The following is a 21,367-nucleotide window of genomic DNA, read 5'->3' as shown; positions in this document are numbered from 1 at the left end:
CGTCCTGAGCCAGGATCAAACTCTCCAATAAAATGAGACTTCCGTTTCGGGATGTCTTTCCCCGGAATGGTTAGTCGAATCAATCGGGCATTTAGTGGCAGTTTATCCGATAGGATATTACTGCGCGTTATACGCGATAAATTGTGAGTTGATTAGCTCATAAATGTCTTTTTTTAGTAAAAAGACTAAAACGTTGACGTTTCTGCTTTGTTTAGTTTTCAAAGAACTACCTCGCCGCTCAGAAGCGACTTTTCTAATATAACATGTGTTGTATATAATGTCAACACTTCTTTATAATCTATATCCGTCAGCAGCCCTTCATTTTTCTTAACAAATTGCAGCGACGGATATTAATATAACAATTATTCCTCAAAAGGTCAATAACTTTTTTATTTTTTCAAGATAGCTTTTTACTTAACTTGTAATAACGATGGTAAACACCTTTACCTTTTGTCTCAATCGTAACAACCTCAATAATATTTCTATCAATTAAATACTCTAGGAGCATTCCTAGGTCAACAGCATAGTGGTGCAGTTCTTTATGATCCATCATTTCATTAATAGACCAGAATTCTTTTTCTGAAAGAACCTCAACAAAATGAATAGTACCGCTTTTTATTTTTGAGTGGATTAGAAACTCACTTGCTAAGAATAATAGTTCTAATCTTTTATCAAGGGGCTCTTGGCTGCTGATTAGTTCTTCATATAATTTCAGGATTTCTGGTTCGATTTGTTTTATCTGCTGCCAAACTGTAACTTCCGGGTGAAAGCCTTGTTCAATTAAAGCCAGTCGGGCTAGATGATGAAGTGAATGAACAACATGATTATAGGTGTCTAGATAATGTCCATTTTCAAACAGTGCCTTGCCATCCATATAACGTCGAATTAACTTTGCAAATTCAATTCCCATCTTTAGTTTGCGCCCATTGAATGGAAAATCTCTTAATTCAGTAATAATCTTTTGAAAATATTCATTGCGTTCAAACATAATCTTCCCATTGTATAGCCAATCAAAAACTTTTTTATTTGTTCCTAATAATATCCATTCTCTTAATTGCTCATCAGTAATCATATATAATGCTGCTTTTTGATCATTATAAGTGTAATGCTTCACATAAATTGGTATTTCTGCTTCCTTTACTAAAATAAGCAACACAACGTCAAAGGTATCTGTCACAGGAATATTTTTCTGCTGCTTCTTTATCATTAAGACACCTAGTGTATTTGCTTGACTTGCTCTTTCTTGATAAATCGGACGGAGAATGTCTTCCATCTTGATTCCTCCATATTTTTATTTAGCTCTATGTCAAGTCTGTTTCAACCTTTTCTCATCTGTCTAAATTAGGCTATAAAAATGTAATGAGAATATACTTCGACAATTTTTTTAAATAATCCTTCTTAATTTTTCATATTCTATTGCCATTTGTCTATGTATCAGTAAGAAGTTCGAGTCAATATATCTCAGTTTATTTTTTTACTTATTATCTTTCCTTTGTTATGTTATAGTATTTCCTTAGGAGGGACATTAATGGCTAAATATTCTAGTAAAATAAATAAAATACGTTCATTCGCCCTTATTTTAATATTTGTCGGTTTTTTAGTTATGTATCTTGGAATTTTCTTTAGACAATCCGCTTTACTTATGACCCTGTTCATGCTTTTAGGAATGCTTTTCATTATCGCGAGTACAGGAGTCTATTTTTGGATTGGAATGCTGTCAACAAAAACTGTTCAGGTTGTCTGTCCTAATTGCGGAAAACATACTAAAATATTGGGCAAAGTTGATATGTGCATGTATTGTAATGAACCGTTAACATTAGACCGAAATCTTGAAGGTAAAGAGTTCGATGAAAAATACAATAAAAAATCTCGGCCGTGAAGTGAAGCCGAGATTTTTTATATTAAAATAAGCTGTCAGCACATTGGCCAGCAGCTCTGTTAACAACTCATTAATGTGCCTCTTTACTCGAACACTCCGGGCAGGTCCCGTAAATCTCCATCCGATGATGGCTAATTTTAAAACCTGTTACATGGGATGCTAAATGTTCTACTTCATCAAGGCCTGGATAATGGAAGTCCACAATCTTTCCGCAGTTCTCACAAATAACGTGATAATGATGTGTTGTTACAAAATCAAAACGGCTTGATGCATCTCCATACGTTAGTTCCTTTACAAGCCCAACCTCACGAAATACTCTTAAATTATTGTAAACTGTAGCCACACTCATATTTGGAAACTTTCCTTCTAAAGCTTTGTAAATATCGTCTGCTGTTGGGTGTGACATAGAGTTTATTAAATATTCAAGTATCGCATGACGCTGTGGTGTAATGCGAACTCCAGTATCCTTTAAAGTGTCCAGCGCTTCCTTTAACTGTACTTGCGCCACCGCCATGCACCTCTTTTCTAACAAGAATTATTACTTTATAATCTTTATAATTAGTTTACTAACTATTTGCCACATTTGTCAACATTACAAACTGAATTACAAGGCTGCAAATAATATTATACATAACCGTCCGCCATTTTTTATTTCTCCACCCCCAGTCTTTCCCCACGACTATTCTTAGTTTAATATATGACCCATTTGTAAATTTAAAAACTGAAAATTTAAGTTTATGTTAAGGAAAAATCGACGATTAGTGAGGTTGGAAAGTAAAGACAATGGTCTGCAATGAATAATCCTTAAGCTCTCTAGTGCAAAAAAAAGCGAATCCATTTAGATTCGCTTCAAAAAAATATCTGAGGAGGTATGCCCTAATAAAATGATATTCAAAACCTTTTCAGATGAATGGACAAAAGCCTTGCAAAAATTAAAATAGGCAGAAAATAGGATTCTTTAATACCAAATTTTTATACAGCTCTTTTCTTATGGATTTTTCATTTTAATTCTTCTTCAGGTATAATCCCAAGCTGTTTAGCCTTGGATACAGTGTCCACTCTTGTCCGCACACCAAACTTTTGATATAGATTTGTTAAACTATATTCCAATGATCGCTGACTCATAGCTAAAGTGGAGGCAATTTCCCTTGTACTTTTTCCTTTAGACAGTTCTATAAGGATTTGTTCTTCATTTGAGGTTAATACTACTTTTTCATTAGAACTGGAACTGTCCGCTATAATTCCTGGTCTTCTTAATTCTCTAACGAGAGAAAGCGGGAGCAGTACTTGTTGCCTTAAAGCGCTTCTAATCCCTGCCACCAGCTCTTCCCTTGAAGACGTTTTTGACAGAAACCCGGCTACACCTGCCTCAACCAGCAAATTAAAGTGAGGCTTGATATCAAACCCGGTATAAATTAGGACAATCAAATCAGGATTATTATTTAATACTTGTTTTGCTAGCTCCAGACCATTTAAGTGAGGCATATACAAATCAAAAAGCATTACATCATATTGCTTTAATTTTATTAAGTTCATTGCATTAAGTGAGCTGTTTTCAATCGTAATGTTAAAATCCTTTTCTTGTTCCAAAAGCATCTTGGTTCCTTCAATTATCGATAAGTGATCATCTACGATCAATATATTAACCATCACCTAAACTCCTTTCTACCTCAATCGGAAGCTCTAATACAGCCATTACACCGCAATTCTGCCTAAGAATATCTATTCTTCCCCCTAAGCATTGCGCTCTTTGATTTATATTCGCTAATCTCATATTTTCAAATAAAGGATTCTCACTATTCATTTCCAGCAAATCCCCATTATCCCTATAAATAATCTTTACTTGATCCTTTTCATTGTAGAAATCAAATTTTATTAAATTGGCTTTCGAGTATTCTTCAGCATAATGAAGGAATTCCTGAACAATTCGATATATCCCAATAGTTTGTTCCTCGCTTAACGATAGCATTGAGAGATCTTCTGCCGTAAAAATAATTTTATAGGTCGAGGTCACCTGAATATGCTCAAACAAATTCTCCAAAGACCTTTCCAGTCCCAACTCTCTTAATAATGGAGGACGTAAATTATTGCATGCAGTCCGAATCTCATGAATAATATCCAGTAATCCTTGTTCAATCTCGATAAACTTGGATTTCACATCTTTATCCAAGTCATAGCGATTTAGAATAGATTCTAGTCTGCGATATAAATCAATTTGATCTTGCAAGACTGTATCATGTAAATCACTAGATAATGTCAAACGCTGCTGCTCCTGCAAATTAAACATCATCCTTAATACCCACTGGGGAGATTCCTTACTCTGTGAAGCTGTTTCGAGCTGTTCCACCAGATTTTCTATCATAATTAAATTTTCAAAAACCATCATTGAATAATGAGCAAGAGTTTCCAGCCAAATCAAATCCATCTTTTCTTGAGCAGCATTTGCTTGTACGGATAAAATATAGGATCGTTGCTTTTTCTCTCCTATTTTAATTAACAATTTGTCGGAGACCACTTCTATTTTACCTAGCCGAAGTTCTGGTGATCTTACATTCTCTAAATCACCTTTCATTATAGTTGGATTTGAATCGGGGATTATTTCTTTGATTTCCTTCATCAGTCTTTCTTCAAGATCCGTCAGTTTCATAACAGAAAAAAGTTCTTGCGAAAAATTCTTTAGACTAGTCTGCAGAATTTCATGGCGATTCTTATAGTATTCGAGTTCGATTTCCATCTGTTTTCTTTCATGTATGTCTCTAACTGAAACTACCTGAAGGTAATTTTCTGTATAAGGCAGCGGGGTAGTTTTACATTCAAAATATCGAATCTCTCCATTTTTTTTAATAATTCTATATTCCGAGGAGTTACTCTGTTCAGTTTCAAGGAGTTTCTTATGTCTAGACATCAACGAATCTCGGTCCTCAGGATGAATTAAAAGGAAGGCGTCCCTATTTAAAGCCTCTTCAGGTGTAAACCCTGTGAGCTCATATACATTAGGAGTAATATATATTGGGTGACGATTTCGATCAACGATCATGAGCATATCACTTGTATAGTTCAGGACGGTCTGAAACAATTGCTGCATGTCATTCATAACAACACCACCTGTATTCGTTCTATTTATATTGTACCGGAAGCACAGTTCATACAAACCGCAAAAATCTTGCGTGTCAGGCGATTTTTTTATGATGGATTCATACAGGATTACCGTTATTTTTCTAAGATGTAATTTTAATACCATAAAGAAAAGCCAGTATGTTCTAGCACTGGCAGACCTATTTATTAACAGACTTACACACTTATTGGCAATTGCATTTTTACTTTAAGACCATTACCCGGTTGAGATGTAAATTCTACATTACCATTAAGGCTTCGAATTCTCTCCCTTATTCCTGAGAGCCCCATACTTTTGAAGGATGGCGATAATACTTTAGAATCAAAGCCTATTCCATCATCCCAATAATGCAAAAAGAGGATACCATCTAAACAATTCAAATTAAAACATAGATTAAAAGCTTGAGAATGTTTAGCCGCATTGTTAAGTAACTCTTGAACAATGCGATATAATCCAAGAGTTTCTTCTTCATTTAAATTTAGACCTTCTGTATTATCCGCAGTAAAGCTAATTTTATAAGTAGATGAAATTTGGGTGTACTGAAATAGATTTTCTAATGCATGAACAAGTCCCATTTCTCTTAAAAGAGGCGGACGTAGTTCATTGCAGGTCACTCTTATCTTATGAATTGTGTCTAATAGCCCTTCTACAATCCCTTTTAGTTGCTTATCCACTTCACTGTCCAATTTGTATTCCTTTAAAATGCTCTCAAGTTTACGAAAAAGAGCCATTTGATCTTGTAAAACAGTGTCATGTAAATCACTTGATAATTCCATTCTTTGTTTCTCTGATAAATTAAACATTAATCTTAATATCCATTGTGGCCGTTCACTTTTTTGAAGGGCTATTTCTAACTGATTTAATAGACTCTCAATGACATTTAAACTCTCAAATACCATAACTGTGTAATAAATTAAAGTTTCCAGCCATAGCGAATCCATAGATTCTTTAATAGCGGAGGCTCGGACTGTCAGAATATACGCCATTTCATTACTATTGCCTAATAATATATAAATTAGATCATTATGATAATGCAGCTTACCAACTGTTAATTGATTCCCAACGGAGAATGGGATTAGATCAGAGTCTCCTTTAACCATGTTTATTTCACGAATATGGTTGATAATTTGTGGCTGAGAATCATGCATCATCGTTTTAAGCTCTTTTATCAGTCTATTTGTAATATCTGACACTTTCATTACCTTTGATAAGTCTTGAGAGTAGTTTTTTAAACTATTTTGCAATTCTTGGTATCTGTTCTTTCTATGCTCTAGCTCTTTTTCCATTTGTTTGCGAAAGGTAATATCCCGAATAGAAACAACCACAATCTGATCTGGATTATCTTGTACTGGCATGACCCGGGATTCTAAATATTTTATTTCACCATGATTATGAAGAACTCGATAATCATCTACTCTAGGCTGCTTTGTCAAAAGCACTTCCCTATGTGAGGCTATTATTCGATTCCGATCTTCAGAAAAAATAGGATCAAAAGCATTTTTACCCACAAACTCCTCAGGGCTATAGCCTAATATTGATTCAAAAGAAGGCGTTACATACCTTACAATCTGCTGTTGATCAACAATTATGAGAATATCGTGTGTATGCTTTGTAATCATATCAAATTCCCAATAATTTCCCGTTTTATCCAAGGTATTCACCCCTATATGGATATTTTTTCCTCAAATTACATTTTACACGACGAAGGTAAAGTTGAATAGAAAAATTAGCCCCTCCACAACTGTCTTAATAGAAAAAGACCAAACCCTAAGATTCGATCTCTCAATAAATTTTTTTTTGGTTTCTTATCCAGCTGATAATTGATATTGAGCAGCATTTGACTGATTTTGTTTTGAATATAGCTCTCGATAATATCCATTACGGTTTAACAGAGCTTGATGACTTCCTCTTTCAATTATTTCCCCTTTTTTTAAAACGAAAATCGTATCTGCATTTTCAATCGTTGATAATCTATGTGCGATCATGATGACGGTTTTATTATGATCAAACTGGTTGATTGATTGTTGGACTAATTTTTCACTTTCATTATCAAGTGCGCTCGTCGCTTCATCCAAAATGACTAATGAAGGATTTTTCAAAAAAACTCGTGAAAGAGCAATTCGCTGCTTTTGGCCACCAGAAAGCTTTATTCCTCTTTCACCAATTTCAGTTTCGTAGCCTTTTGGCAGTGCTGAAATAAATTCATGAGCAAATGCTTTTTTCGCAGCTGCCGCAATTTCCTCATCGGTTGCGTCCAGCTTTGCCATCTTAATATTATCTTTAATCGATGAACTGTAGAGAAAGTTGTCTTGCGTTACGATTCCCATATGCACTCTTAAACTTGAAATTGCATAATCTTTAATATTCACTCCATCAATAATTACCTCACCAGCTGAAACATCATACATCCGAAGAAGCAGCTGAAGAATGGTACTTTTTCCACCCCCGCTTTCCCCCACAAATGCATAGGTTTTTCCTTTTTCAAGAGTGAAAGATACGTCATGAATGATTTTATTTCTGCCATCATAAGAAAAGGAAACGTTTTTAAATTGAATGGAATTCGTGAATTTCCTAAGCTCTAAAGGTTTTTCTTTCTCAATTATAGCTGACGGTGTCCCAAAAAATTCAAAAATCCTTTTTAGAGCTACATTTCCTTCTGTAATAGCTGGGTAGGCATTCACTAAGGCTGCAACTGGGCTTCTCATTTTATCAACGTAAGCGAAAAAAGCAATTAAGCTTCCTGCTGATAAACTTCCATCAATAACAAAAAGACTAGCTACAATTGTGACAATAAATGGCGTCATATCGCTCAGAACATTTACTAACGCTAACATCGTTGCATTTATTTTCGCATGTTTATCTGTTAATTGATCAAAATGGTTTAAATGCTGATCCAATTCTTCTTTATCTTGTTTTTCTGATGCAAATAATTTTGAAAGAAAGGCTCCCTGAATTTTTTCAAAAATAAACCCGCTAAGCACGGACCGGTACTTCATCATATTCCGTGTCGAATTTTTAAATCTCTTTGATAGAAAATGCGCCAAGATAAATTGAAACCCGACTAACAGTATGGAGAGAACTGCCAATTTTACATTAAGAGTAAGCATAACGGAAACAATGACAAGAAGGACAAGCATTTCGATCCAGATGTTTCCGAACATAGCTGTCAAAAATCCTTTTACCTTTTCAATATCGTCGAAGAAGCGTGTGCCAATTTCTCCACTCTTATTATCAACAAAATACTTAGCATCCAGCGAATGAACCTTCTTGAATGCATCCCTTCTAAGCTGCCTAATAATATTGTTATTGGCTTTATGAATACAAAATTGTCTAACGTATTCCATCGGTGTCCTGATGAATAAAAATATGGCTAACATTCCAGCAGCAATAAATAATAACTGATTGAACATTTCTGTGCGAGATAGTGCCTCATTTTGGAGCAATCCATCAAAGATATATTTCAAAACTAAAGGTACAAACAGCGGTATTAAAAACCGACAAATACTCCCCATAAAACCTATCAAATACAATGTTTGCACCTGCTTTACATAAGGTAAAAACATTTTAAAGTCTTTCATTTTTAGGACTCCTTTCTCTCCCCTATCACCACGATGTTTTTGATAATTTCATTCTACGGTGAATGAAGCCTTTACAAACCGCAGTCATTTTGAATACCCCCGCATCCTTTTTGAATAAGAACCGCAAGTTTTTTGAGGTGCACCGAAAAGTCAGAGAGAGAGAGAAAGAAGTAATATAGTAGTAGCAAAAGAAGAGAGATTTGAGGAACAATTCGTTAGAGCAACCTTTAGCTTATGTAGCTATTTTTAATAGATTTACAAAAAATAATGTTCATCTAGTAAAAAAAGAAGAGAGCAGCATTTTACTGTCTCTTCCACTTCTTCCTATTGAACATTCACCACATAAGGAACCGTAAAAACTTGATTATGTCTTTTAAATTGGAACCAGACCTTATATATGCCGCTGCTAGGGAATTCTGTTTCAAAAAGAGCTTCTGGTCCACTACCTTGATCTTCAGCCGCATGAACATGCAGGTAACGTTCGCCGTCCTTAGATAGAACGACTACGTGGCCAATTGCACCTAAATAAGGCTGAAGATCGGAAATGAGTTGGTTGTTCTTCTCACCCATAACAGTAAATGTAAGTGTTACCTCCTTGCCCGCTTCAAGAGAATCTGTTGATAATTGAACCCTATGACCATCAACCAATTTCTCAAGACTTTCATCAACTGTAACAGGAGCAGCCTCTGTCTTGGGACCATCTACCTGAACCCATGCCATCTTACTCATTGAATTGCCCCCGGAAGGTTTAAAGTCCGCAATCAGTCTGTAATCCCCGCCAGACGGAAAATCATTCTGAATCTCGAACATACCCTTCCCTCTATATTCTGGATGAATATGGTTAAAATACGATAAGTCCTTGCTGACAAGAATTAAATGAAGTAACTTTTCATGATTCACTTCGAATCCTTCTATAGAAATACGGTTCTCATTCATTATTTCCAGTTGGATATTTCTTCCCCTTACATTCCACGAAACATCCACATTCTCTGAAAGAATCGGACGATTTACCTCACTTACCTTTTCGACCTCCCAGGAATTATTAGCCGCGCAGCCCGATAACAGGAGGAAGGACAATAAGAGCATATAGATATGTGTTTTATTCATATCTAAGCGCCTCACCTAATTTAGTATTAGATGCTCGTGAAGCAGGTGTAAAACTTGCGAACAAGCTGACCAAAACACCAAACAGGCCATTTAATAGAATAATCCACCAAGTAATTCCGAAGGTAAATGTAAGTGAATTGACCTCCATGAAAGTAGAAGTAATATATATTAACAGGATTCCAAACAAACATCCGATGATCGTTGCAGTCAATCCAATTCCCAGTCCCTCTAAAAGAATCATCCCGATAATTTGCCGGCGGGTCACACCAACAGCACGCATCATAGCAATCTCTCGAATACGTTCCATAATACTGATGAGTAATGTGTTTGTAATCCCAATTCCTGAAACGATAATCGAAAGGAAAATCAGCCCATTAATAATGCTAAAGGAGCCTGTATAAGTAGCACTAATGACAGTTACCCAATCTTCAGGTCCAAACATCTCTTCAATTCTTTCGCCAAACTGAGCAAATATTTGTTCCCTAAGCTGTAATGGACTTGTATTCTCGTCTTTGAGAACAAGTGCATTTCTTTCATATTTCATGCCAAAGCTTTCTTTAAAGCTCTCCTCTGTCATAAAAGCTCCATAGCCGCTGTTTTTCATCGTATCTACTACGGCTTTCACTTTAAACGGTTTGAATCCCTCAAGAGTTTGAAGCAGAACTGTATCACCAATCTTTCCGCCCCATACGCCCCAGGCAATTTTGTCTAGGATAATTTCATCTGCTTTTAAATTTTTCATTAATGTCCCTGGTGAAGCGTTTGTCGAAGTAAACAGCGGAAATTTATCAATCCATTCTTCCCCTACCCCATAAACTGGTAATTTCCTATTTTTATTTTCATGAGACCAAACAATAGCTTGAAGGGAATAGGTTGTAGCATCTGCCACTCCTGCAGTATTTTTTAGTTTTTCTAGATCATCTTTTTCAATATGGTGGAACATGACATCTAGATTGCCGCCATAGGAAGAATAAATAACCCTTTCATATGTTTGCAGCAGGGCGGAGTTTAATGAACTCATTAATACAATCATTGCAATTCCTAAGCAAAGGATAACCGATGTCATAGAGGTACGCCCGATGTTTCGATTCAAATTGCGTGAAGCCTGTTCTCCAATGAACCCAAATAAATACCGGTAAATTGGTTTCAGCACGAAATCAAATAACTTGAACAAGTAAGGGAATATCAGAGCAATCCCAACCATCAATGGGATTACAAGCAGCAGACTCTTAATATAGAAACCAGAAATAATGAGAATCACGCCGATTATACCAAACCACTTCTTCGGTTTTGCATATGATACTCGATTTTCCTTTAACACTTCAATGACACTAACCTTCCCTGCCTGACGAATTGGATATAGTGCCGAAACAACCGGTACTAGAAGTCCCGCTATAGCAGAAAGGAGAATTCCTTTTGTAATCATCATCGTTTCGCTATCGTACACACTATAAATCAAAAAAATTAATGATTTTAATCCATAACCTAAACCATAGCCTAATAGTAAGCCAATCCCAGTTCCGATTAGGGATAGCAGCATAACCTCCAACAGTACCATGTTCTGAACTTGCGAAGATGTATAGCCGATCGTTTTGAGAACAGCAAACTCATTTTTTCGTTCCTTAATACTGACGTAAATGGAGTTAAAGATAATAAAGGCACTAAGGGCAATTCCTAAAAACCCAGCTATATAAAGGGCAAGGAAAAATGTATCAAGAGTCTTAAATTGAGATTCAAAATCAATTACAATGGGCTGTGCATAAATCCCTTCATTTTGCTTAACAAATTGTTCTAAACCTTGTTCTACTTTATCAATAGTGGCAGGATTGTCTGCCTTGACCTGCACATTGTCAATTTTTCCTTGTAGGTCATACCATTCCTGTACATAGATTAACGGAACGGCAACCGACCAAGGATGAAAGTTTGCCATCGACCAGCTAGATGGCCCCATTAAATCTTTTGTGTATTTAACGATGGCTGTTATTTTAATCGTTTTTACCCCAGCATCTGTATCAAAAGAAAGTGAGTCGCCAACTTCTTTTTTCCAGACCTTTGCTGTTCTGTCGGTAATAATGGCGCCATTTGCAGTGAGGTTCCCTTGAACTAATTTAAAGTCGGTAAGTGGTGTATCGAGATTACTAAAACCGCCAAGTGTGACTCTTTTCTGAATCGAGCTCAGCTCGCTGTTTTCTATGTGAATCTTTGTGTTTTTTTTCAGTATGGCTACTGACTCAATTCCCTCGAGCTTCTCGACCTTTTGGTAAACATCTTCTGAGAAATAAGCATCTGTGCCGCTAATCTGAAAATCTGCTTTCCCAAAGGCTGATTTAAGGTATACCGGAAATGCCTTTTCGGCAGAGTCAACAGCAGTAATAACTGCGAAGGTAGAGGCTACTCCAATTACAATGGATATTATGGTCAGAATGCTGCGAAGTTTTCTGCGCATTAAATTACGCCAGGCTACTAACCAAAGATTCATAACCATTCACTCCCTTCTTCTGATCTCGAATAATTTCTCCGTCCCGGATGATAATAACCCGCTCTGCTGCTTCAGCTGCCTGCTGGTCATGAGTGACCATTACAACTGTGATGTTCTCTTCTTTATTAAGCTTGGAAAGCAGCTGCAAAATACTCTTACCATTCTGTTGGTCTAAATTTCCCGTTGGTTCGTCTGCCAAAATCAATTTCGGTTTCATAGAAATCGCTCTGGCAATTGCTACCCTTTGCTGTTGTCCTCCACTTAACTGGACAGGAAATTGATTTTCTTTACCTTCGAGATGAACTTCCTTAAGCAATTGCTGTATCCTTTTTTTGATTTCACTTTTTGCTTCCTTGTTCGCTGCTAATGACAAAGCTATATTTTCACCTACAGTCAACATTGGCAATAGCTGATAATTTTGAAAAACAAAACCGACCCCCGTCCGGCGAAATAGGGTTAACTCTTTTTCAGTCAAATGATTTAATTGAATTCCGTCTACTATTACATCCCCTGATGTTGGCTGATCAAGACCGCCGATAAGCTGCAAAAGCGTACTTTTCCCCGAGCCGCTCGGACCCATAATCGCTACGAATTCTCCTTTTGATATGTGAAGATTGTTGTGCTTCAAAGCATAGAAATCACCTGCTTCTAACGAAAATACCTTTGAAACATTTTGAATGTTTATCATGAGTAGTACCCTCCATAATTATGAATTTATAGTACTTATTCCAGCTAAAGTTTTGATGTTGTTTTGAATGATTTCATTTTACGGTTAAATAAACATTTCCAAACCGCACACTTTAAGAGACACATCCGCAAAAAATTGATGGTTCACCGAAACAATTTTTATAAACACAAAAAAGCCTTACTTCCTATGGAAGTAAAGCCACAAATGTATTAGCTCGTATACCTTTGATTTATGATAGATTTTCTTTTACATATTGAAGAGCTTCCTCAACATGCCCTTTGACTTTTACCTTTCTCCATTCCTTAGTAAGATTCCCTTCCTTATCAATCACAAATGTAGATCGCTCAATTCCCATATACTCTTTTCCGAAATTCTTCTTTAACTTCCAAACTTCATACATTTCAGCTACATGATGTTCGTCATCTACTAAAAGTAGAAATGGTAAGTTGTATTTCTCAATAAATTTTTCATGTTTGTCTTGTGGGTCAGGACTAATTCCAAGGATAATGCAATCCAGCTTTGTGAAGTCAGAATGAAACTCTCTAAAATCACAAGCCTGAGTTGTACAGCCAGGCGTCATATCCTTTGGATAAAAATACAGAACAACATTTTTTCCGCGAAAGTCAGATAGCTTCACAGTTTCACCATTGCTTGCTTTTAGCGAAAAGTCAGGGGCTAGGTTTCCAATAGAAACGGTCATCAATATTCCTCCTAATGCTTTTACCATAAGCCTATCCAATTTTTCCTAGAAAAACAATTAGAAAACCTTCAAGCCTTCATTTCTTCTCCATTTCAAAAACGGCTCTGAACACAAAAGCGGCAGGAATCGTATAGCCAATTAATGCTTCAAGCACAGCAATCATTCTGCCAATCCCAATAGGAGCAATATCTCCATAGCCGACTGAAAAAAGAGTGACTGCACTAAAATAAATGCCCGTTTCCAATTGATTCACAAAATCGCCATCCAGCCCTATAGTACCTTCTCCAAAAATCGTATATCCATTTGTCTGTAGTAAAATATAGATTAGACCAAATCCTAACATGACAGTAATATAAATAAATGCTAAATAAATGAAATTTTCGAAGCTTACCTTTTTGCCTTTTATTTTATGTGGCAAAAATAAGGTTCGAATACTCATAATCATACAGATGACTATTAATGCAAGGGACAAATAAAAAAACATTTCTACTCCCACTTTCCTCTCTGCCTCTATAAACTATACGTTCACAGCAAATGACGTATGACTGCTTGTCAAGTTAAAAAAAGTCGCAATTATGAATCGGACCATTCTCTTAAAAAACATGATAAGATAAGATTGGATGATATTTATTTAAGTCCATAGAAGGAGGATCTACATGCAATTTACAAATTCAGAGCGTATACATAAAGAGGCAGTTGAACATATTGTCGGAGGAGTAAACAGTCCTTCCCGTTCATATAAAGCAGTTGGCGGCGGAGCCCCTGTAGTTATGGAGAGAGCACAAGGAGCTTACTTTTGGGATGTGGACGGAAATCAATATATCGATTATTTAGCTGCCTATGGACCCATTATTACAGGTCATGCCCACCCGCATATTACGGAAGCTATTAAGAAAGCTGCGGAGACAGGCGTTTTATACGGAACACCGACTCCTCATGAAGTGAAATTTGCTGCTATGCTGAAAGAAGCAATGCCAGCCCTAGAAAAGGTCCGTTTCGTTAACTCTGGAACAGAAGCTGTAATGACAACAATTCGTGTTGCCCGCGCTTATACAGGCAGAGATAAAATCATTAAATTTGCCGGCTGCTATCATGGCCATTCAGATTTAGTTCTAGTTGCAGCAGGTTCTGGACCATCTACATTAGGTACTCCAGACTCAGCTGGTGTCCCTAAGAGTATTGCTCAAGAAGTGATTACTGTTCCTTTTAATGATATTGAACCCTTTAAAGAGGCTTTGGATAAATGGGGCAGTGAAATTGCAGCTGTTCTAGTAGAGCCAATTGTTGGGAATTTTGGGATTGTTGAACCGAAGCCTGGCTTCTTAGAACAAGTGAATGAACTAACTCATGCTGCAGGCGCCCTTGTTATTTATGATGAGGTTATTACAGCATTCCGCTTTATGTATGGAGGAGCTCAGGATTTACTAGGTGTTACTCCTGACCTTACGGCTATGGGGAAAATTATTGGAGGCGGACTTCCAATCGGAGCGTACGGCGGTAAAAAAGAAATCATGGAAAAGGTTGCACCGCTCGGACCAGCATACCAGGCGGGAACGATGGCAGGTAACCCAGCTTCGATTTTGGCAGGAATTGCATGTCTTGAAGTATTAAAGCAGGAAGGCGTATATGAATATCTTGATCGTCTTGGTGCTATGCTTGAAGAAGGAATTACAGCTGCAGCTAATGAATACAGAATTCCTATCACTATTAATCGATTAAAAGGTGCACTAACTGTTTATTTTACAAACGAAAAGGTTGTAAATTACGAGCAAGCTGAAAACACAGATGGTGAAATGTTTGCCAAGTTCTTTAAGCTTATGCTAAAGCAAGGAATCAACCTAGCTCCATCCAAGTATGAAGCTTGGTTTGTAACCATTGCACATACAGAGGACGATATTCAGGCAACCATTCATGCAGTCGAGCAAGCCTTCCAAGCTTTGCGAGATGAAGAATAATTAGTTTTTTTATTCATATGATTATAGGAGCGATTTTTTCGCTCCTTTTTTTACAGCCGCTCTATCAAAATTATGAACCGCATTTGTCATTTCACCTCAGAAAAAAATTCACCAAAATGCCCATTGTACTTCTCTCTATATCCATGTATAGTACAGTATTGTCATATATCGAATTGTTTCTAACAAAAACATTCCAAAGTTTGGATATGTTTGTTAAAATATCCTTTTACTCGATAATATGATATGTGAGAACCAGAAGAGTCTCTTCTGCAAGAAAGGAAACAAATCAGTATGAAGCTTGGCGCCCGCATATTAAAAACGGGAATCGCAATTATTCTTTCATTATTTTTATCTCAAGTTTTTCAGCTGCCTTCACCAGTGTTTGCAGCCATTGCGGCTATATTTGCCATTCAGCCGACCATATATCGTTCCTTCCTATCAATCATTGAACAGATTCAAGGAAATGCGATTGGGGCTGTGACAGCGGTTGTCTTTGTTCTATTATTTGGCAATGATATGTTTATTATTGGTTTAGCAGCAATTGTTGTCATCACAATTAACCTAAAGCTAAAGATCGAAAACACGATTGGGCTTGCACTTGTAACAATGATCGTCATTATGGAAACACCAAGTGACGAATTTATTCAATTTGCCCTTATACGTTTTTCTACTATTATGTTAGGTGTCTTTTCAGCTTTTATAGTCAATCTGCTGTTTTTGCCGCCAAAGTATGAGAAGAAATTATACTTCAGCATTTCAGACATTACAGAGGAAGTAACAAAGTGGATACGGCTTACCATTAGACATGCATCCGAGCATAAACTTTTAAAGAATGATATTGGAAAAATGAAAGAAACGGTTAGAAGCCTTGATCATTTATACTCAATGTATAAAGAGGAACGCAACTATTTCAAAAAGGATACGATGTCTAAATCACGAAAGCTTGTGATTTATCGGCAAATGATTTCAACAGCAAAAAGGGCCCTCGAAACTTTACGGAAATTGCACCGATTCGAAAATGACCTTCAAGACATGCCAGCCGATTTCCAAAATGCTATTCAGCAGCAGTTAGACTGCCTCATTCATTATCATGAACATATCATGTTAAAATTTATCGGGAAGGTTCGGCCCCACGTTGTTTTTGAAGAGGGTGATATTTTTCTAAACAGGAAAGAGCTTTTCAACCTCTTTTTAGCACAAAAGGATAAAGCACAGCTTGAAGATGAAGCGATTCTCTCCCACAATATGCAAATTATCTCGGCAATTATTGATTATAATGAACAGGTTGAACATCTGAACAAATTAATTACTAGTTTTCAAACGTATCATAAAAAAGCAAATGAAATGACAATTGACAAATAATAAAGAGCATCCTGCATGAAGCTGCACCTCACAATAATTGAGGATAAGTTTTCATGCGGATGCTCTTTTTTTCGTTAATTTTCTAGTTGCTGAACTTGGAAAAGTTTATAATAATTTCCTTGCTTCTTCATTAATTCCTCATGGCTGCCTTCTTCAGAAATTTCTCCATGCTCTATTAAAATAATTCGATCAGCATGAGTAATGGTAGACAGCCTATGAGCTACAATAAAGGTCGTACGGTCTTTTGCCAGCTCCTCCAGCGCTTCCTGAATTAAATGTTCACTTTCCAGATCTAGTGCTGATGTCGCTTCATCCAAAACTAAAATCGGTGGATTTTTCAGGAAGATACGTGCTATAGCCACACGCTGCTTCTGCCCGCCAGATAGCTTGACTCCACGTTCGCCAACCTTCGTATCATAGCCATTTGGCAGATTCATAATAAATTCATGTGCATTGGCTGCCTTTGCCGCTTCGATTACTTCTTCATCGGATGCATCTGGTTTTCCTAATAGAATATTAGTTTTGACCGATTCACTGAAAAGAATATTATCTTGCAGAACCATGCCGATTTTATCTCTAAGGGAACGAACCTTGAATGACCGGATATCCGTCCCATCTAGGAGAATTCTGCCTTCTGTCACATCATAAAATCGCGGAATTAAGCCTACCAATGAGGACTTTCCGCCGCCGCTCATGCCAACAAGTGCAATCGTTTCTCCTTTTTTTACATGCAGAGAAATATTTTTTAAGACAGGCTCTTCCTTTTCATCATATGCAAAGCTTACCTGTTCAAAATCAATATCTCCTTTTACATTTTTACATTCAACTGCATTTGGAGAATCATCAATATCATATTTTTCGTCAATTAACTCGAACACCCTGTCCATAGATGCAATTGACTGAGTTAAGGTTGTTGAAGAATTGACCAGTCTTCTAAGAGGATTATAAAGGCGATCAATGTATGCAACGAAAGCCATCATCGTTCCGATTGACAGATCTCCTTGAATAACTTGATAACCAGAATAGCCAATAACAAGTAACGGTGCAATATCCGTAATCGTATTAACGACTGCAAATGCTTTAGCATTCCATTTCGTATGAGCAATCGCCTTTGTCAGGAAATTGTCATTTTGTTTGTCAAATTGGGTTTGTTCATAATCTTCAATGGCAAAGCTTTTAATAACAGCCATCCCCTGAACTCTTTCATGAAGATAGCCCTGGGCCTCAGCAAGCGCCTGTGATCTTTCTCTAGTAAGCTTTCTTAAATTGCCGAAAAAATACTTAACAGAAAGCCCATAAAACGGAAACAGAATTAGCGACACAAGTGTTAGTGTCACGTCCATTTTCACCATAATGGCAACTGCAATGACAATCGTGGCCATATCAAGCCAAAGATTCATAAGCCCTGTAATGACGAATGTTTTCGTCTGTTCTACATCATTGATAACTCTTGAAATAACCTCTCCAGCTCTTGTATTTGCGTAATATTTAAAGCTTAGCTTTTGGATATGCGTAAATAGCCTGTCACGAATATCGTATAGTATTTTACTTGCTACCCATTGGGCAAAATATTGGCGATAATATTCAATTGGCGGCCGAATGATCACAAAGATAAAAATCATCAGACCCATTATTAAAAATAAGCTGTCTGTTTTATCCCCACTGCTTAAATCTGGATTTCCTACAATATCATCAATTACATATTTAATTAATAATGGAATTAATAGGGGAATCGCGAATTTAATAATGCCAATGATGAGCGTTATGATAATCTGAACGCGGTATGGCTTAACAAAGTGCATGTAACGCTTGATGCTGTCCAACTTTTCTCCCCCTCTTTACACTTACCTTTAGAAACATGCAAAAACCTGTTGAACCTTCAGTCAACAGGCATTTCTTGTGACAACTTCACCTATTTATAAGCGTCTGTAGGTTAAATATCTTTCATACCAAATATCAATAAAATCGGGTGCAAATGGACCTTTTCTTTGACGAATCCAATGAATTAATTGATCAACATTCGATTTTAGAATACGGTCAATAGGCTCAGGATAGTTCATTTCAAGACGATGCCGTTCATACTCATCCTCATCCAGCAAATTGAAGGTCATATCGGGATAAACCTTAATATCAAGGTCATAATCAATATACTTCACTGCTTCACCATCAAAAATAAATGGGGAACTAATATTGCAATAATAATATATTCCATCCTCGCGAATCATCCCAATGACATTAAACCAATATTGAGAATGAAAATAGCATATTGCAGGTTCTCTCGTAATCCAAGTTCTTCCGTCCGACTCCGTTACAACAGTCCGGTCATTCCCGCCAATAACCAAATTCTGAGTCCCTTTTAAAACAGTTGTTTCCTCCCAGACGCGGTGGATGTGCCCATTATGTTTATAGCTATGAATTTGTACTGGTTCTCCCTCTCTGGGTATGGCCATTCTTTTTCCCCTACTTTCGTTAATCCCGGGCTTTGCAACCTGTCTTTCTAAGAAAGATTAGATTAGATTAGCTTGTCTTTCTTTAGTTGAGAACTAGAGGTGAGCGATAGGCACAAGCAATGTGTTCCTACCGTGTAAAAAACTCTTCCTACTCAAGCCTCTGATACTATTGTTTTTATTTACTAAAGGTAACAAAGAACGATGCTTTTTTCTATTATTATAACGGTTTCAGTTAAAATTTAAAACAAAGAGCCATTGAAAATCGTCAATGGCTGAAAGAAAACTGAATTAGGATCATCGTTGCATGATTTTAATTATTATGCGTTTTTACTTTAACTTTAGACGGTCACCTTCATATTTTGATATGAGCGAATAACTTCTTCTGTCTGAATTTCAAACAGCTGATGAATTTCTTTCAGTTCTTTTCGTAAATTGGCTATTTCCACTTGAATGCTTTCAAGCTCTGTTTCTTGCTGTAGACTATTAAGCTCCTCCTCGATTTCTTCACAGCGTTCCAATTCACCTTGGAGATATAGAAGCTTTTCCATCGTTTGCATTTGTTCAGATACTAAATGGTTAAAGTTTCTCACTAAAGAATCACCGTCCAGATTATTTTTCTTTTTCTATGTATTCTCGCTTAACCTTGCCTTTCCTTTGACTACTTCTGTTGATTGGATAGAAGTTTTGTCGAATTATATAAATGCTTATCACAATGGGTTCTGCCACTCTTGAGCAGTATATCCGCTATAGCTTGCTCATAGACCTAAAAAGGCATAAAAAAAGAAGGCACTCTTTAGTATTAAAGAGCGCCTTCTAACTTATTTAGCGGCTTTGACGGCCGGAGTTTTGTGCTTTGCGAGCCTCAGCTTGTTGGTTTTGTTGTCTTACCTCAGCAGCATTCGTTTCGCTAGCAAACTCTGTACCGAATTGACCTTGAGCACCAGCTGCACCTGCACCAGCACCAGCGGATTGTGCATTTTGACGTCTTACTTCAGCAGCGTTTGTTTCGCTAGCAAACTCTGTGCCGAATTGACCTGCACCTGCAGATTGAGCGTTTTGTTGTCTAACTTCTTGAATGTTTGTACCAGCTTGAGTTTGATTTGGTTGTTTTGCCATGATTATCACCTCCACGACATTAATTTAACCAAGGAATGAAAAATTATCCTTAGATTAAAAAAAGTTTTAAAAGGTGAGAAAAATGAATAATGTGCCGCTAAATACTATTTACTACAATTCCTATTAACGATTAAACTAGTAAAGAAATGCCTCCGTCCACAATAATGGTCTGGCCTCGAATCATATAAGACTGATCGCCTAATAAGAACATAACTGCGTTCACCATATCTTCAATTTCAACCATTCTGCCAGCAGGTGTTTTTTCTTTCGCTTCTGCGAGCAATTCCTCACGGTTTGGAAAATGCGTTAGTGCCTCGGTATCCACAGCTCCGCCTGAAACGGCATTTACGGAAATATTTTTAGGTGCCAATTCAACAGCTAAATACCTTGTTAGTGCTTCTAGAGCAGCTTTGGATACGCCAACCGTTGTGTAATTTTTTAAATAGCGTATAGAACCTAGTGAGCTAATGCTGACAATTTTCCCCCCGCCATTTCTCTCCATCAGCTTAGCCGCTTCTTGAGCACAGAATAATAAAGCCTTACTGTTAATATTCATCGTCCAATCCCAGTGAGTTTCTTCTAATTCCATTACTGGACGAAGCACTCCTGATGCAGCGTTGTTAACAAACACATCTAAACGGCCAAACTCCTCCTCTATACTTAAAAAGAGCTTTTTAATCTTTTCGACATCACCAACATTGGCTTTGACTATAAGAACTTTTCTTCCTAGTGCTTCAATTTCAGCCGCTGTTTCCATTGCAGATGATTTGCTTCTAGCATAATTCAGGACGATATCATAGCCTTCCTTTGCTAATCTGATCGCAGTTGCCTTCCCAATTCCTCTGCTGCTTCCTGTGACTAACGCTACTTTCTGTTTCATTGCTCTCGTTCCTCTCCTCTTAAAACTGTCTTCAACATATTCTTCTAATGCTCATTCT

At 37.0% G+C, this 21,367-nt stretch carries 19 protein-coding genes; 3 read left to right on the top strand and 16 right to left on the bottom strand.

The window, feature by feature from the left end:
* Window positions 1–397: 397 nt before the first annotated feature.
* Window positions 398–1,273 (bottom strand): nucleotidyltransferase-like protein, encoded by an 876-nt coding sequence (locus H0173_RS08105; protein WP_221845851.1) that lies wholly within the window; start codon window positions 1,271–1,273, stop codon window positions 398–400.
* A 255-nt stretch (window positions 1,274–1,528) separates the two neighbouring features.
* Between H0173_RS08105 and H0173_RS08100 the strand changes: the two genes are divergently transcribed.
* Window positions 1,529–1,879: a YgzB family protein gene (locus H0173_RS08100; RefSeq protein WP_221845850.1), complete on the top strand. Its 351-nt coding sequence runs from the start codon at window positions 1,529–1,531 to the stop codon at window positions 1,877–1,879.
* Window positions 1,880–1,949: 70 nt separating this feature from the next.
* On the opposite strand, the gene perR is transcribed toward H0173_RS08100, so the two are convergent.
* The 10 genes from perR to H0173_RS08050 form a co-directional block, all read right to left on the bottom strand.
* Window positions 1,950–2,387, bottom strand: coding sequence for a peroxide-responsive transcriptional repressor PerR (gene perR, locus H0173_RS08095; protein WP_221845849.1), 438 nt, complete (start codon window positions 2,385–2,387; stop codon window positions 1,950–1,952).
* Window positions 2,388–2,878: 491 nt separating this feature from the next.
* A complete protein-coding gene (locus H0173_RS08090) occupies window positions 2,879–3,529 on the bottom strand; it encodes a response regulator transcription factor (RefSeq protein ID WP_221845848.1) in 651 nt (216 codons plus the stop codon).
* A complete protein-coding gene (locus tag H0173_RS08085; protein ID WP_221845847.1) occupies window positions 3,522–4,973 on the bottom strand; it encodes a PAS domain S-box protein in 1,452 nt (483 codons plus the stop codon). Before H0173_RS08085 ends, H0173_RS08090 begins: the two co-directional genes overlap by 8 nt.
* Before the next feature lie 197 nt (window positions 4,974–5,170).
* On the bottom strand, window positions 5,171–6,646 hold the full coding sequence (locus H0173_RS08080; RefSeq protein ID WP_221845846.1) for a PAS domain-containing sensor histidine kinase: 1,476 nt from the start codon (window positions 6,644–6,646) through the stop codon (window positions 5,171–5,173).
* Between the two features lie 153 nt (window positions 6,647–6,799).
* Window positions 6,800–8,572 carry an ABC transporter ATP-binding protein gene (locus H0173_RS08075; protein WP_221845845.1) on the bottom strand — a complete coding sequence of 591 codons (1,773 nt, stop codon included), beginning with the start codon at window positions 8,570–8,572 and terminating at the stop codon, window positions 6,800–6,802.
* Window positions 8,573–8,896: 324 nt separating this feature from the next.
* Window positions 8,897–9,679: a hypothetical protein gene (locus H0173_RS08070; RefSeq protein ID WP_221845844.1), complete on the bottom strand. Its 783-nt coding sequence runs from the start codon at window positions 9,677–9,679 to the stop codon at window positions 8,897–8,899.
* Window positions 9,672–12,158, bottom strand: coding sequence for an FtsX-like permease family protein (locus H0173_RS08065; protein ID WP_221845843.1), 2,487 nt, complete (start codon window positions 12,156–12,158; stop codon window positions 9,672–9,674). The genes H0173_RS08070 and H0173_RS08065 overlap by 8 nt, the downstream gene beginning before the upstream one ends.
* Entirely contained in the window at window positions 12,130–12,846 is a 717-nt protein-coding gene (locus H0173_RS08060) for an ABC transporter ATP-binding protein (protein ID WP_221845842.1), read from the bottom strand. Before H0173_RS08060 ends, H0173_RS08065 begins: the two co-directional genes overlap by 29 nt.
* Before the next feature lie 229 nt (window positions 12,847–13,075).
* A complete protein-coding gene (gene bcp, locus H0173_RS08055) occupies window positions 13,076–13,546 on the bottom strand; it encodes a thioredoxin-dependent thiol peroxidase (RefSeq protein ID WP_221845841.1) in 471 nt (156 codons plus the stop codon).
* Window positions 13,547–13,622: 76 nt separating this feature from the next.
* On the bottom strand, window positions 13,623–14,030 hold the full coding sequence (locus tag H0173_RS08050; RefSeq protein WP_221845840.1) for an ion channel: 408 nt from the start codon (window positions 14,028–14,030) through the stop codon (window positions 13,623–13,625).
* Between the two features lie 172 nt (window positions 14,031–14,202).
* Between H0173_RS08050 and H0173_RS08045 the strand changes: the two genes are divergently transcribed.
* Together H0173_RS08045 and H0173_RS08040 are read left to right on the top strand one after the other, a co-directional pair.
* Window positions 14,203–15,501, top strand: coding sequence for a glutamate-1-semialdehyde 2,1-aminomutase (locus H0173_RS08045; protein ID WP_221845839.1), 1,299 nt, complete (start codon window positions 14,203–14,205; stop codon window positions 15,499–15,501).
* 291 nt (window positions 15,502–15,792) lie between these two features.
* A complete protein-coding gene (locus H0173_RS08040; RefSeq protein ID WP_221845838.1) occupies window positions 15,793–16,863 on the top strand; it encodes an FUSC family protein in 1,071 nt (356 codons plus the stop codon).
* Window positions 16,864–16,937: 74 nt separating this feature from the next.
* Here H0173_RS08040 and H0173_RS08035 read toward each other — a convergent pair whose 3' ends face one another.
* The 5 genes from H0173_RS08035 to fabL all read right to left on the bottom strand — a co-directional run bounded on the left by H0173_RS08035 (window position 16,938) and on the right by fabL (window position 21,309).
* Window positions 16,938–18,686 carry an ABC transporter ATP-binding protein gene (locus H0173_RS08035; protein ID WP_313770620.1) on the bottom strand — a complete coding sequence of 583 codons (1,749 nt, stop codon included), beginning with the start codon at window positions 18,684–18,686 and terminating at the stop codon, window positions 16,938–16,940.
* A gap of 93 nt (window positions 18,687–18,779) precedes the next feature.
* Window positions 18,780–19,313, bottom strand: a complete 534-nt coding sequence (gene ntdP, locus H0173_RS08030; RefSeq protein ID WP_221845837.1) for a nucleoside tri-diphosphate phosphatase — start codon at window positions 19,311–19,313, stop codon at window positions 18,780–18,782.
* Window positions 19,314–19,651: 338 nt separating this feature from the next.
* Window positions 19,652–19,903, bottom strand: a complete 252-nt coding sequence (locus H0173_RS08025; protein ID WP_221845836.1) for a YgaB family protein — start codon at window positions 19,901–19,903, stop codon at window positions 19,652–19,654.
* A gap of 232 nt (window positions 19,904–20,135) precedes the next feature.
* Window positions 20,136–20,429, bottom strand: coding sequence for a gamma-type small acid-soluble spore protein (locus tag H0173_RS08020; protein WP_221845835.1), 294 nt, complete (start codon window positions 20,427–20,429; stop codon window positions 20,136–20,138).
* Window positions 20,430–20,559: 130 nt separating this feature from the next.
* Window positions 20,560–21,309, bottom strand: coding sequence for an enoyl-[acyl-carrier-protein] reductase FabL (fabL, locus tag H0173_RS08015; protein ID WP_221845834.1), 750 nt, complete (start codon window positions 21,307–21,309; stop codon window positions 20,560–20,562).
* Window positions 21,310–21,367: the final 58 nt, after the last annotated feature.

This window comes from Bacillus sp. S/N-304-OC-R1 (assembly GCF_019749375.1).
In the GTDB taxonomy this organism is placed as follows: Bacteria; Bacillota; Bacilli; order Bacillales; family Cytobacillaceae; genus Cytobacillus.
The sequence above is the reverse complement of the archived record's forward strand: the minus strand, read 5'-3'. Positions and strand labels throughout refer to the sequence as shown.

Coding starts and splice junctions, on each gene's coding strand:
- H0173_RS08045 (WP_221845839.1), top strand. CDS start 14,203: ATGCAATTTACAAATTCAGAGCGTATACATAAAGAGGCAGTTGAACAT.
- ntdP (WP_221845837.1), bottom strand. CDS start 19,313: ATGGCCATACCCAGAGAGGGAGAACCAGTACAAATTCATAGCTATAAA.
- H0173_RS08075 (WP_221845845.1), bottom strand. CDS start 8,572: ATGAAAGACTTTAAAATGTTTTTACCTTATGTAAAGCAGGTGCAAACA.
- H0173_RS08060 (WP_221845842.1), bottom strand. CDS start 12,846: ATGATAAACATTCAAAATGTTTCAAAGGTATTTTCGTTAGAAGCAGGT.
- H0173_RS08090 (WP_221845848.1), bottom strand. CDS start 3,529: ATGGTTAATATATTGATCGTAGATGATCACTTATCGATAATTGAAGGA.
- H0173_RS08085 (WP_221845847.1), bottom strand. CDS start 4,973: ATGAATGACATGCAGCAATTGTTTCAGACCGTCCTGAACTATACAAGT.
- H0173_RS08040 (WP_221845838.1), top strand. CDS start 15,793: ATGAAGCTTGGCGCCCGCATATTAAAAACGGGAATCGCAATTATTCTT.
- H0173_RS08020 (WP_221845835.1), bottom strand. CDS start 20,429: ATGGCAAAACAACCAAATCAAACTCAAGCTGGTACAAACATTCAAGAA.
- bcp (WP_221845841.1), bottom strand. CDS start 13,546: ATGACCGTTTCTATTGGAAACCTAGCCCCTGACTTTTCGCTAAAAGCA.
- H0173_RS08050 (WP_221845840.1), bottom strand. CDS start 14,030: ATGTTTTTTTATTTGTCCCTTGCATTAATAGTCATCTGTATGATTATG.
- H0173_RS08065 (WP_221845843.1), bottom strand. CDS start 12,158: ATGAATCTTTGGTTAGTAGCCTGGCGTAATTTAATGCGCAGAAAACTT.
- H0173_RS08070 (WP_221845844.1), bottom strand. CDS start 9,679: ATGAATAAAACACATATCTATATGCTCTTATTGTCCTTCCTCCTGTTA.
- H0173_RS08105 (WP_221845851.1), bottom strand. CDS start 1,273: ATGGAAGACATTCTCCGTCCGATTTATCAAGAAAGAGCAAGTCAAGCA.
- H0173_RS08100 (WP_221845850.1), top strand. CDS start 1,529: ATGGCTAAATATTCTAGTAAAATAAATAAAATACGTTCATTCGCCCTT.
- fabL (WP_221845834.1), bottom strand. CDS start 21,309: ATGAAACAGAAAGTAGCGTTAGTCACAGGAAGCAGCAGAGGAATTGGG.